The sequence below is a fragment of the Streptomyces sp. NPDC096046 genome, from assembly GCF_040303285.1.
In the GTDB taxonomy this organism is placed as follows: Bacteria; Actinomycetota; Actinomycetes; order Streptomycetales; family Streptomycetaceae; genus Streptomyces.
The window spans coordinates 183,156-194,986 of the sequence record NZ_JBEOSZ010000008.1; the positions used below are offsets into that span (position 1 = coordinate 183,156).

The following is an 11,831-nucleotide window of genomic DNA, read 5'->3' on the forward strand; positions in this document are numbered from 1 at the left end:
AACCGCCCACCGGCGCCGCGCGGCCGGGTTCCGCGACCGCCTTCACCGCTGTGACCACGAGGTCACCGGATGCGCCCACTCCTTCACACAGCCCGTCGCCCGGACGGCCGCCGAAAGGTTGCGCCCTGATTCCCGAAACGGGCACTTCCCCGCCAAGTTCCCATGGCGACCCGCGGATTCGGCGGCGGGCCGGGCGCCCCGCCGCCTCCCGGCCCGCGGTGTGCAGATGTGCTGGATGTTCCGGCTCCGTCGGCGTCAGGCCGCCGCTGCGGGCTGCATCAGACGGGCCAGCAGGTCGTCCAGGGTGACCAGACCGGTGAGCCGTCCCGAGCCGTCGCGGACCACGGCCAGGGACGACCGGCGGCGGCGCAGCACCTCGATCGCGTCGGCGACCGTCGCGGTCTCCGCCAGTTCGGGCACCGGCCGGGCGAGGTCCCGCGCGGTCGTGTCCCGGCCCCGGGCCCGGGCCACCAGGGCGTCCCGGGCGTGAACCGAGCCGAGGACGACGCCGTTCTCCCGGACCAGCAGCCGGGTGCGGTCGTGTTCGGCGGCGAAGCGCAGCAGCGCGTCGAGATCCGCGCCGCCCTCGGCCCAGGTGATCTCGGCGGCGGGGATCCGCAGCGCGGCGACCGGTGTCTCCGGCTCGGTCAGCGAGCGGGTCAGCAGCTCCGAATCGGTCGCACTGATCAGCCCCAGCCGCTCCGACTCCTCCACGAGGTGTGTCAGTTGCTCCCGGTTGTGGACCGAGGCCAGCTCGTCGCGCGGGGCCACCCGGCACAGCCGTACCAGGGCGTTGCTGACCCAGTTGAGCAGCCGGATCACGGGACGTACGACCCGCACCACGGCCCGGAAGGCCGGCGACAGCAGCATCGCCGACCGCTCGGGGTGGGCGATGGCCCAGGACTTGGGGGCCATCTCGCCGACCACCATGTGCAGGAACACCACCACGACCATGGCCACGGCGAAGGCGACGCCGTAGCTCACGGCATCGGGCAGGCCCAGGGTGTGCAGCAGCGGATCGAGTTCGTGCGAGATCGCCGGCTTGGACACCGAGCCCAGGCCCAGCGTGCACACGGTGATGCCCAGCTGGGCGCCGGCCAGCATCAGCGACAGCTCGCGCATCCCGGCGAGGGCGGCTCCGGCACCGCGCCGTCCCTCGGCCGCCGCCTTCTCCACGCGGTGCCGCTTGGCGGCGACCAGCGCGAACTCGGCCGCCACGAAGAAGCCGCTGCCGATCAGCAGCAGCACGGTCACGAAGACCGCCATCGGGAAACTCACGCCATCTCCTCGGCTTCCTCGGCCCGCACGAGCGGGCTGATCCGGACGCGGTCGGCCACGTGCCGGTCCAGCGTGCGGACGTCGATCACGGCCCGGCCGCCCCCGGGCAGTGCGACCGTGACCCGGTCGCCGACCGTCGGAAAGCGGCCGAGCCGGTCCACGACCAATCCGGCCACGGTGTCGTAGTCCTCGTCCTCCGGCAGCCGGACACCGGTCGCCTCGGCCACCTCGTCGACCCGGCGGCCGGCGTCCACCAGCCAGCCGTCGCCGTCCGCGACGGCCAGCAGGGTGACCCGGTCGGACTCGTCGGCGATGTCGCCGACCAGCTCCTCGGCGATGTCCTCGTACGTGACGATGCCCGCCACGCCGCCGTGCTCGTCGAGGACGACCGCGAACTCGTCGTCCTGCTCCCGCATCCGCGCCACCGCGTCGGGCAGCGCGAGCGTGTCCGGCAGCAGCAGCGGCCGCCGGGCCACGTCACCGGCCCGCGCACCGGACATACGGGCGGCGGGCAGCGCCATCAGCTCGCGCACGCCCAGCACCCCCACGATGTCGTCCGGGTGGTCGCCGAGCACCGGGTAGTTGGAGTGGCCGTGCCGGGCGATCAGGCCGACCGCCTCCTCGGCGCCGGCGTCCTTGCGGATGAACACGGCGTCGACGCGTGGCACCATCACCTCGTCGAGGGCGCGCTCGGAGAACTCCAGCGCGTGGTCCAGCAGCGCGGCCGTGTCCTCGGGCAGTTCACCCCGCTCGTGGGACTCGCCGATGAGGTGGCCCAGCTCCTCCAGCGTGGCTCCGTGGTGCAGCTCCTCGACGGGCTCGATCCCGGCCCTGCGCAGCAGCCGGTCGGCCGCGCTGTCGAAGATCCTCACGACAGGGCCGACGACTTTCAGATACGCCAGTGTGGACGGGGCCAGCGCCTTCGCCAGCCGTTCGGGCACGGCGATCGCGAGGTTCTTCGGGGCCAGTTCGCCCAGCACCATCTGCACGACCGTGGCCAGCACGAAGGCGAGGACGACGGCGATGCCGCCGACGGCTGCGTCGGGCAGCCCGAACCCCGCCAGGGCGGGCCTGAGCAGCGCCGACACGGACGGCTCGGCGATGAAGCCGACCACCAGCCCGGTGACGGTGATGCCGAGCTGCGCGCCGGACAGCATGAACGACAGCCGCTCCAGCACCTTGAGGGCGCGGGCGGCCCCGCGGTCCCCGGCTTCGGCCTCGCGCGCGAGGGTGAGCCGGTCGGCGGAGACGTAGGCGAACTCCTGGGCGACGAAGTAGCCGGTGCCGGCGGTCAGCACGAACACGGCGAGCAGGCCCAGCGAGGCCTCGGCGGCACTCATCGAACACCACCCCGCCGGGTGCCGCGGTCACTCATGTCGTGGCGGGATGGTCGGGGACTGTGCCCCGGAGGGTCCGTCGATCTGGCGGACAAGGACGTGCTCCTTATGTGTGGTCTGTCTCCGGTACAACGCTCGCCGTCACACCGGTGTTCCCGGATTCTACGGCCGTGTAGATGAAGCCGCCCGGGAGTGCGAGGCGCCGCGAAGGCCGCGGCGACCTTCCGCGGCGCAGGCCCGCGCAAGCCGCGCAGCGGGCACATCCCGCGCGATCTGCGCAGGCCTGTAGGCCTTCGAGCCCGTAGGCCCGCGCAGGCCCGGCGGAGGCCCAGGGCACCGGCCGGGCCAGATCACCGGCTGTCAGGGCACCGGCCGGGCCAGATCACCGGCCGTCCGGGCACTGGCTGCCCTGGCACCGGCCGTCCGGGCACTGGTCGGCCCAGGGTGCCGACCGCGTCAGGTCACCGGCTCTCCCGGCACCGGCTCTCCCGGTGCCTGTCGGCCCAGGTCGCCTGCCGGCCTAGGCCACCGGCCCCGCCAGATCACCGGCGGGGCCAGGTCACCGGCTCTCCCGGCACCGGCCGGGCCAGGTCACCGGCTGTCAGGGCACTGGCTGTCCGGGCATCGGCCGTCCTGGCACCGGCCGTCCTGGCACCGGTTGCCCTGGCGCTGGTCGGCCCAGGGTGCCGGCCGGGCCAGGCCACCCACGGGGCCAGGTCACCGGCTCTCCCGGCACCGGCCGGTCAGGGCACCGGCCGTCCCGGGACGCGGCTCGGGCTGCTCCTTCGTGACGGGAACCGGCTGTGCATGATCCGCGGCCGGACCAGCGCCACCGCCCCCCCGCTTCACCAGTCGTTCATGACCCGCCTCAGTACACGTCCCGCATGTACCGCTTGTCCGAAGCGAGCTGCTTCACGTACGCGGCGGCCTCCGCCTCGCCCAGCCCTCCGTGCGCCATCGCGATGTCCCGCAGCGCCCGGTCCACGTCCTTCGCCATGCGGGAGGCGTCGCCGCAGACGTAGAAGCGGGCCCCCTCGCACAGCCAGTGCCACAGCTCCGGCCCGTGCTCGCGCATCCGGTCCTGCACGTACACCTTGTTGCGCTGGTCCCGGGAGAAGGCGGTGTCCAGGCGCGTGAGGACGCCCTCGTCGCGCAGCGCCGTCAGCTCGTCCTCGTAGTAGAAGTCCGTCGCCCGGTGCTGCTCCCCGAAGAACAGCCAGTTGGGGGCCCGGTGGCCGAGCGCCCGCCGCTCCTCCAGGAAGCCCACGAAGGGCGCCACGCCGGTGCCCGGGCCGACCATGACCATCGGCAGCGAGGCGTCGGCCGGGGGCCGGAAGTGCGGCGAACGCTGCACGAACACCGGCACCCGCGTGTCCGGTCCGGCGTCCGCGAGGAACGGCGAGCACACCCCGCCGCGCGCTCGGCCGTGCAGGTTCTCGTACCGCACCACGGACACCGTCAGGGCCACCCGGTGAGGATCGGCCAGCGGGCTGGACGATATGGAGTACAGCCGTGGCTGGAGCCCGCGCAACACCCCTGCCCACTCCTCGGCGCTCGCCCGCACCGCGTACTCGGCGAGCACGTCCACGGCCTGCCGTCCCCAACTCCACCGCGCCAGCCCGTCCTTGTTGTCAGGCCGCAGCAGCCTGCGCAACTCGTGCTTGTCGCGGGCGCGTTCGGCGACGAAGCGCAGCAGGTCGGGGGTGATCCGGGTGATGTCGAGATGCCGGTGCAGCGCCTGGCCGAACGGCACCTCCCCGACACCGTCGACCGCTACGACCGCCTCCGAGTCCACCCCGGTCACCGCCAGCCACTCCTCCACGAGGGCGGAGGCGTTGACCGGCCGCACACCGAGCGCGTCCCCGGCCTCGTAGGTCAGGTCCGATCCGCTCGTGTCGAAGGTGAACCGCCGCACTTCCTTGCCCGCCCCGGCCCGGCCGAGCAGCCGATTGCCGACGAGGCGGGCGGTGGTGACGGGCTTGGGCCGTGCCCTGGTGGGTTTCCCGGCCGGGGCGGCGGTCTTCTCGCCCAGCGCCGACAGCACCTGGTCGAGCCACTCCCCGGCGGACGGCTCGAAGTCCGGCTCGCAGTCCGTGCGCGGGGCCAGCCGCACCCCGCCCAGCTCGTCGAGGCGCGCGTCCAGCCGCCGTCCGTGCCCGCAGAAGTCGTCGTACGAGGAGTCGCCGAAGGCCAGCACCGCGTACCGCACCCCGTCCAGTCGCGGCGCCTGCTCGGCGGCGAGCGCGTCCCAGAAGCCGGAACCGTTGTCGGGCGCGTCGCCGTCCCCGAACGTGCTGGTGATGAAGAGCAGGTCCGCCGTGCGGGCGAGGGTGCCGACGTCGGCGTCGTCCATGCCGACGAGGGTCGCGCGGTGCCCGGTCGAGGTCAGCCGCTCGGCGGTGGCGGTGGCGAACTCCTCCGCGTTCCCGGTCTGCGAGGCCCACAGCACGACGACCTCCCGTCCGGGCCGAACCTGCGGCGCGGCCGCTCCGGCCCGTGAGTACATGCCGGCCAGGACCCCGTTCACCCACAGCGCGTGCTCGGGGGAGAAGGGCGCGTCTCGCGGCAGCACCGGCACCCCGGGGGCACCCGAGCCGAGCCCGGCGAGGAAGCCGGTCAGGTACCGGCGCTCCTGGGCGGACAGCACCGGGGGAGGGGCGGGTTCCAGACCGAAGGGGTGCGCGACGCCCGGCGTCACAGCCGTGGGCGTCAGGGCCGTGGGCGTCAGGGCCGGCGCCTGCGGGGCGGGCGCCGCCACCTTCGCCAGCGACACCGCACACACCTTGAACTCCGGCTGGAGCGACAGCGGATCCACCGCGTCACTCGTCACCGCGTTGATGCTCAGGTACTCGCCGAACAGGTCGTTCCAGTGGAACGGCGCGAAGCAGCACCCGGGCCGCACCCGGTCCGTCACCACCGCGGGCAACACGGCCCGCCCCCGCCGCGAGGCCACCTCGACGAGGTCGCCGTCGGCGATCCCGAGCGCCGGGGCGTCCTCCGGGTGGAGCTCCAGGAACGGCCCGGGATCCAGCTTGGTGAGCTTGGCGACCTTCCCGGTCTTGGTGAGCGTGTGCCACTGGTGCTGCACCCGCCCGGTGTTGAGCGTGAACGGATAGTCCTCGTCCGGCATCTCGACGGCGGGCAGATGTGGCCGCGCGAAGAAGACCGCCCGCCCCGAAGCCGTCGGAAAGCGCAGCCCCTCGCTGCCCACGTACCGGATCGGATTGCGCTCCGGCCCGTCCTCCCGCGCGGCCGGCCACTGCACGGGCGTCCGACGCAGCCGCTCGTACGTGACCCCGCTCAGGTCCCACCCCGTCCTCGGGTTCCGGAACCGCCGGATCTCCTCGAAGACCTGCTCGGCACTGTCGTACGAGAACCCCTTCTCGTAACCCATCGCGCACGCCACCCGCGCGATGATCCGCCAGTCGGCCATCGCCTCCCCGGGCGGGTCCGCGGCGGCCCCGGTCAGGGTGAGGTTCCGCTCGCTGTTGACGAAGACGCCCTCCGCCTCCGTCCACATCGCGCCCGGCAGGACGACATCGGCGTACGCGTTGGTCTCGGTGTCCGCGAACACGTCCTGGGTGACGACGAACTCGGCGGCCTCCAGGCCCTCGATGACCGTACGGCGGTTGGCGACCGAGGCGACCGGGTTGGTGCAGATGATCCAGCAGGCCTTGATCTCCCGGTCGGCCATGCGCCGGAACATCTCGACGGTGCCCTGGCCGGCCCCGTCGGCCCGCAGCGTCCCCGGCGGCAGTTCCCAGATGTCCTCGGTGAACGCCCGCTCCTCCTCGACGAGCACCGACCGCTGCCCCGGCAGCCCCGGCCCCATGTACCCCATCTCGCGCCCGCCCATGGCGTTGGGCTGGCCGGTCAGGGAGAACGGCCCGGCACCCGGACGACAGATCGCTCCCGTCGCCAGATGCAGGTTGACCAGGGCGTTGGTGTTCCAGGTGCCGTGGGTGGACTGGTTCAGGCCCATGGTCCAGCAGCTCATCCACCGCCGGCCCGCCGCGCCGATGATCCCGGCCGCCTCGCGCAGGTCGTCCTCGGCGAGACCGGTGATCTCGGCGACGGCCGCCGGGTGGTGGTCGGCCAGGAACCCGGGCAGGGCCTCCCAGCCCTCGGTGTGCGCGGCGACGAACTCCTCGTCCACCCGGCCGCCGTCGTGCAGCAGACGCAGCAGGCCGTTCAGCAACGCGAGATCGGTACCCGGCCTGACCTGGAGGAACAGGTCGGCCTTGGCGGCGGTGGCGGTCCGCCGGGGATCGACGACGATCAGCTTCGCGCCCGCCTTGACCCGCTCCATCATCCGCAGGAAGAGGACCGGATGGCAGTCGGCCATGTTCGACCCGATGACGAGAAAGGCGTCCGCCCGGTCGAAGTCCTCGTACGAGCCGGGCGGGCCGTCCGCGCCCAGCGACAGCTTGTAGCCGGTGCCCGCGCTCGCCATGCACAGCCGTGAGTTCGACTCGATCCGGTTCGTGCCCACGAACCCCTTGGCCAGCTTGTTCGCCAGGTACTGCGCCTCCAGGCTCATCTGCCCGGAGACGTAGAAGGCGACCGCGTCCGGTCCGTGCTCGTCGACGATCGCCCGCAGCCGCGCGGCCGTCTCGGCGATCGCGTCGGCCACCGGCACCGGAGCCGGCTCCTCACCCCGGTCGTCCCGCACCAGCGCGGTGGTCAGCCGCCCGGGCGCGGCCAGCATGTCGGCCGTGGTGGCGCCCTTGGTGCACAGCCGCCCCGCGTTCGCCGGATGCGCCTTGTCGCCGGAGGCCTTCAGCACCGTGCGCCGCCCGTCCGGGCCCCTCCCGACATCGAGGACGAGACCGCAGCCCACACCGCAGTACGAGCAGACGGTGCGCACCTGCCGCGTGTCCGGCCGGCTTCCGGGGGTCGAGGTCATGCCCCAACGGTACGAATCGCCCGTTACGCCGCTGTCACACGGCTTGATCATCAGGGGTTACGCCCGTCACACAGCCGCCCTCAGGCCGTTGTGAGGTGCAATGAGGTCGCGGAGCGTGTCGCTGTTGGGCCGAACGGGTGACTCTGCGCAAGAATTGCCCGATGCAGACAGCGAGCGCGACCCAGGACGGAGCATGCCGGTGAACAGCCACGATGTCACCGACGAACAGTGGGAGGGGCTCGCCCAGGTCGTACCGCTGCGGGGCCGGGACGCCTGGCCGTCCTCCGTCGGCCACCGGTCCATACCCGAGGCCGAGACGCAGACCCGCCGCCGTTTCGTCGTCCTGCGCGTGAACGTCTTCGCCGACGCCCGCGACGTCGCCGAGCGGCTGATGGCGGGCGTCCCCGTCCTCCTCGACCTCACGGGCGCGGAGACGGAGGTCGCCAAGCGGGTCCTCGACTTCAGCACGGGCGTCGTCTTCGGTCTGGCGAGCGGAATGCACCGGGTGGACCGCAACGTCTTCCTGCTGACGCCGGCGGGGACCGAGGTGACCGGGCTGATGGAGGGAGCGGGGCTCCCCGGGATGTGACCGTAGCCCGATCGTAGGAAGCCCCCGGAGACGGAACGGTTCGTCCCGCCGACGGGGCCTACCGTCCGGCTATGACCCAGCCCGCCCTCCCCGACCGCCCCCGCATCACCGAACTGCGCCTGTCCGCCTTCGCCACCCACCGCCGCGCCGCGTTCCCGCTCGGACCCCTCACCCTCCTCGCCGGTCCCAGCGGTTGCGGCAAGACCAGCGCGCTGCGGGCGTACGAGGCCCTCGCCCGGCTCGGGGGCGGCGCCGAGCTCGGCGAGGCGTTCCCCGACCCCGTCGCCTGCGTACCGGAACGCGCCCGGCCCGACGCGCAGCGCCGCCGCGGCTTCCGGATCGGCTGCACGGCCGACGGCCCCGCCGGGCCGGTCCGGCTCGACGTGGCCGTGCAGGCCGAGCCCGAACTGCGGGTGGTGGGCGAGCGGTTGACGGCCGACGGACTCGTCCTGCTGGAGACCGCGCTGCGCGACCCCGGCAAGCGCGCCGTGCAGGCCGCCTGGCACACCGCCGGGCCGACGCCGGTGACCCGCGGGCCGCTCCCGGACGACCGGCTCGGCACCCCCCTGCTGCCGCTGCGCGTGGCCGGCCGGACGTCCGGGCAGCGCAGGGTGCTGGCCGCCGCCGAGCAGATGGTCGTCGCCCTGCGCTCCGTCTTCGCCTGCGATCCCGAACCCGCCCGGATGCGCGGCCCCGTGGCGGCCGGCTCCGGCCGTCTGCTGGGTGGCTGCGGCAACCTCGCGGACGTTCTGTGGCGTACCCGCGCCGAATGCGGGCGGCGGCACGCGCAGTTCGTGGCGGCGGTGCGGGCGGGATGCGCGGGACCGGTCGCGGACGTGCTGGCACGGCCGGACGGCACCGGCTCGGTCACCGCCGCCGTCGACCGGGGCGACGGTGCCCGTACGGACCTGGGGCGGCTCGGCCACGGCGAACTGCGCTACCTCGCCCTCGCGCTGGTGCTCTTCACCGGACCCGGCGTGCTGGAGATCGACCCGGCCGGCGAGGTGCCGGCCGCCCTCCAGACGCTCACCGTCCTCGCCGACGGCTTCGACCGGGGCCTGGACCCACGGCAGCGGCGGGAACTCCTGGGCGTCGCGGCGCGGATGTGCGAACGGGGGCACATCCGGCTCGTCGGCTCGGTCAGCGACGGCTCCTGGGCCGCCGGAACGGACGGGGCCACGGTGGTACACCTGGACCGTGACTGATCCACTGGACGCACCGCCGCCCGGCCCCCGCCGCGAACCCCCGGACGTGGCGGCACTGCAACGCCGGCTGGCCGAATTCGCCGCCGCGCGGAACTGGCAGCCGTACCACACCCCCAAGAACCTGGCCTCCGCCCTCAGCGTGGAGGCCTCCGAACTGGTCGAGATCTTCCAGTGGCTGACGCCCGAGGAGTCGGCCCGGGTGATGGCCGACCCGGGCACCGCGCACCGCGTGACCGACGAGGTCGCCGACGTGCTCGCGTATCTGCTCCAGCTGTGCGAGGTGCTCGGCATCGACCCGCTGGCGGCGCTGGACGCGAAGATCGACCGGAACGAACGGAGGTTCCCGATCTGACGGCACGCCCCCGCCCCGGGGGAGCCGAAGAGTCCACTTGTACGCTGAGTAATCAAAATCCGGCCCGATTCCGAATTGTTGTCCGCAGATTTCCGTCTTCCTCTGGCTTTTCGTCTCACTCCCTCTCACTCTGGGTAGTGAACAAGGGAGTTCGGGCAGATGGACGCGCACAGCGCGTCGGACAAGACGGGGGCAGCGCATGGACGCGGTGCGGCTCATCGTGACGAGCAGGCGGTCCCTGGCGGCGGGCGGCGACACGCGGGAGATCCTGGCCGAGGTGTGGCAGGCGCAGGCCCTCGCGCAGGCCGTAGGAAGCCGTCTCGCGGTCGCCGGGCCGCCCGAACTGCGCGGGGAGGCCCTGGTGTTGACGGAACTGGCGGGCCGCGGCTGCGGTGTCCTCGACCCGCCCGAGCTGGCCCCGGGCGAGCTGCGGGCGGGCCATCTCACCGAGTTGGGCGAGGCCCGCCACACCCTGATGTACCTCGGCGGTCTCCTCGGCGAGGTCGGCATCGCCCTCGTCGCCCTGGCCAGCGCCGCCGACGACGAGGGCACGTACTGGCAGTGCATGGAGGCCATCGACGCGGCCGACGAGTCCCGCGACCGCGTCCTGGAGATGCTCCGCAGACTCGCCGACCGGGAGGAGACCCTGCCGGAGAGGGAGGCGGGGTAGGCGGAGCCCCCGAGGGCATGCGGGCACAGGAAGCCGGGCGGGACGTACGGCCCCTAACCCGCCCGCCCCTCCTCGACGGCCCCGCGCTCGACGTCCCCCGCCGCCTGAAGATCCGCGCCCAACGCCGACAGGTTTGCGTTCAACGCCGCCATCAGCTCCTCCATCTGCTGCAACAGCCCTTTCGGCTGCCCGGTCCCGCCCTGTTGCGGCACGGTCTCTTCGGACATGACGGCCTCCTCGGCCCCCGGCCCCCGGGGAGGCCGACGCGGGTGACGCCCCGGCGGTCCACCCCCGGTGCGGAAGCCGGGGGCTCCGGCTCCGCCCGAGCCAACGATCACCACCGGGGCCGGTCACTGGCCCGGTCACCCGGCCCCCGCGGTATGGACGTGATTTCACCCGACCGGGAACCGGCGTGGACGGGGGACCGGTCCCGTGACCACCCGTCGCGCAGGTGCAGGATGGAGTGCATGGATCTCCGCATCTTCACCGAGCCCCAGCAGGGGGCCACCTACGACACTCTGCTCACCGTCGCCAAGGCCACCGAGGACCTCGGCTTCGACGCCTTCTTCCGCTCCGACCACTACCTCCGCATGGGCAACGTGGACGGCCTGCCCGGCCCCACCGACGCCTGGATCACCCTGGCCGGACTCGCCCGCGAGACCAAGCGCATCCGGCTCGGCACCCTGATGACCGCCGGCACCTTCCGGCTGCCCGGCGTGCTCGCCATCCAGGTCGCCCAGGTCGACCAGATGTCCGGCGGCCGCGTCGAACTGGGCCTCGGCACGGGCTGGTTCGAGGAGGAGCACAAGGCCTACGGCATCCCCTTCCCCAGGGAGAAGTTCGCCCGTCTCGAGGAGCAGCTGGAGATCGTCACCGGCCTGTGGGCGACGGACCCCGGCAAGACCTTCGACTTCCACGGCACCTACTACGACCTCGCGGACTCGCCCGCGCTGCCCAAGCCCGCGCAGCGGAAGATCCCCGTGCTCGTCGGCGGCCACGGCCCGTCCCGCACCCCGCGGCTGGCCGCCAAGTACGCCGACGAGTTCAACATGCCCTTCGCCTCCGTCGAGGACAGCGAGCGCCAGTTCGGCCGGGTGCGCGCCGCGGCCGAGGAGGCGGGCCGCAGCGACGAGCTGACGTACTCCAATGCCCTCGTGGTCTGCGTCGGCCGGGACGAGGCGGAGGTCGCACGCCGGGCCGCCGCGATCGGCCGCGAGGTGGACGAGCTGAAGCTCAACGGCCTGGCCGGCTCCCCGGCGGAGGTCGTCGACAAGATCGGCCGCTACGCCGGGATCGGCTCCCGCCGCATCTACCTCCAGATCCTCGACCTCGACGACCTGGACCACCTGGAGCTGATCTCCGCGCAGGTGCGTCCGCAGCTGTCGTAGGGGGCCGCCGAGGCGCCCTCGATAAACGAAGGCGCTGGTGGGCACAGGTGTGCGAAGCTGGGGCGTCGTCCTGCCGAGCCCCCAGGATCACTCTCCTGGGGGCTCT

At 73.2% G+C, this 11,831-nt stretch carries 9 protein-coding genes; 5 read left to right on the forward strand and 4 right to left on the reverse strand.

What is annotated here, in order from left to right; all coding sequences use genetic code 11:
* Positions 1 to 255: 255 nt before the first annotated feature.
* The 3 genes from ABTX62_RS10275 to ABTX62_RS10285 form a co-directional block, all read right to left on the reverse strand.
* Positions 256 to 1,278, reverse strand: coding sequence for a hemolysin family protein (locus ABTX62_RS10275; protein ID WP_352115737.1), 1,023 nt, complete (start codon positions 1,276 to 1,278; stop codon positions 256 to 258).
* Positions 1,275 to 2,618 carry a hemolysin family protein gene (locus ABTX62_RS10280; RefSeq protein WP_352115738.1) on the reverse strand — a complete coding sequence of 448 codons (1,344 nt, stop codon included), beginning with the start codon at positions 2,616 to 2,618 and terminating at the stop codon, positions 1,275 to 1,277. The genes ABTX62_RS10275 and ABTX62_RS10280 overlap by 4 nt, the downstream gene beginning before the upstream one ends.
* Positions 2,619 to 3,483: 865 nt before the next feature.
* Complete coding sequence (locus ABTX62_RS10285; protein WP_352115739.1) at positions 3,484 to 7,521, reverse strand: bifunctional nitrate reductase/sulfite reductase flavoprotein subunit alpha; 4,038 nt, start codon at positions 7,519 to 7,521, stop codon at positions 3,484 to 3,486.
* Positions 7,522 to 7,714: 193 nt separating this feature from the next.
* Between ABTX62_RS10285 and ABTX62_RS10290 the strand changes: the two genes are divergently transcribed.
* The 4 genes from ABTX62_RS10290 (at position 7,715) to ABTX62_RS10305 (ending at position 10,337) form a co-directional block, all read left to right on the forward strand.
* The gene (locus ABTX62_RS10290; protein WP_352115740.1) at positions 7,715 to 8,110 is read left to right on the forward strand and encodes a cell division protein SepF; all 396 of its coding nucleotides are present in this window, start codon (positions 7,715 to 7,717) and stop codon (positions 8,108 to 8,110) included.
* 71 nt (positions 8,111 to 8,181) lie between these two features.
* Positions 8,182 to 9,315, forward strand: a complete 1,134-nt coding sequence (locus ABTX62_RS10295) for an AAA family ATPase (RefSeq protein ID WP_352115741.1) — start codon at positions 8,182 to 8,184, stop codon at positions 9,313 to 9,315.
* Positions 9,308 to 9,667, forward strand: a complete 360-nt coding sequence (locus ABTX62_RS10300) for a nucleotide pyrophosphohydrolase (protein WP_352115742.1) — start codon at positions 9,308 to 9,310, stop codon at positions 9,665 to 9,667. Before ABTX62_RS10295 ends, ABTX62_RS10300 begins: the two co-directional genes overlap by 8 nt.
* Before the next feature lie 199 nt (positions 9,668 to 9,866).
* Positions 9,867 to 10,337, forward strand: coding sequence for a DUF6099 family protein (locus tag ABTX62_RS10305; protein WP_352115743.1), 471 nt, complete (start codon positions 9,867 to 9,869; stop codon positions 10,335 to 10,337).
* Between the two features lie 53 nt (positions 10,338 to 10,390).
* On the opposite strand, the gene ABTX62_RS10310 is transcribed toward ABTX62_RS10305, so the two are convergent.
* The gene (locus ABTX62_RS10310; RefSeq protein ID WP_352115744.1) at positions 10,391 to 10,564 is read right to left on the reverse strand and encodes a hypothetical protein; all 174 of its coding nucleotides are present in this window, start codon (positions 10,562 to 10,564) and stop codon (positions 10,391 to 10,393) included.
* Between the two features lie 240 nt (positions 10,565 to 10,804).
* On the opposite strand from ABTX62_RS10310, the gene ABTX62_RS10315 reads away from it, so the two are divergent.
* Positions 10,805 to 11,725, forward strand: a complete 921-nt coding sequence (locus tag ABTX62_RS10315; RefSeq protein ID WP_352115745.1) for an LLM class F420-dependent oxidoreductase — start codon at positions 10,805 to 10,807, stop codon at positions 11,723 to 11,725.
* Positions 11,726 to 11,831: the final 106 nt, after the last annotated feature.

Bases quoted from the DNA above. Each gene is read 5' to 3' on its own strand.
- ABTX62_RS10280 (WP_352115738.1), bottom strand. From the start codon at position 2,618: ATGAGTGCCGCCGAGGCCTCGCTGGGCCTGCTCGCCGTGTTCGTGCTG.
- ABTX62_RS10285 (WP_352115739.1), bottom strand. From the start codon at position 7,521: ATGACCTCGACCCCCGGAAGCCGGCCGGACACGCGGCAGGTGCGCACC.
- ABTX62_RS10290 (WP_352115740.1), top strand. From the start codon at position 7,715: ATGCCGGTGAACAGCCACGATGTCACCGACGAACAGTGGGAGGGGCTC.
- ABTX62_RS10295 (WP_352115741.1), top strand. From the start codon at position 8,182: ATGACCCAGCCCGCCCTCCCCGACCGCCCCCGCATCACCGAACTGCGC.
- ABTX62_RS10305 (WP_352115743.1), top strand. From the start codon at position 9,867: ATGGACGCGGTGCGGCTCATCGTGACGAGCAGGCGGTCCCTGGCGGCG.
- ABTX62_RS10310 (WP_352115744.1), bottom strand. From the start codon at position 10,564: ATGTCCGAAGAGACCGTGCCGCAACAGGGCGGGACCGGGCAGCCGAAA.
- ABTX62_RS10315 (WP_352115745.1), top strand. From the start codon at position 10,805: ATGGATCTCCGCATCTTCACCGAGCCCCAGCAGGGGGCCACCTACGAC.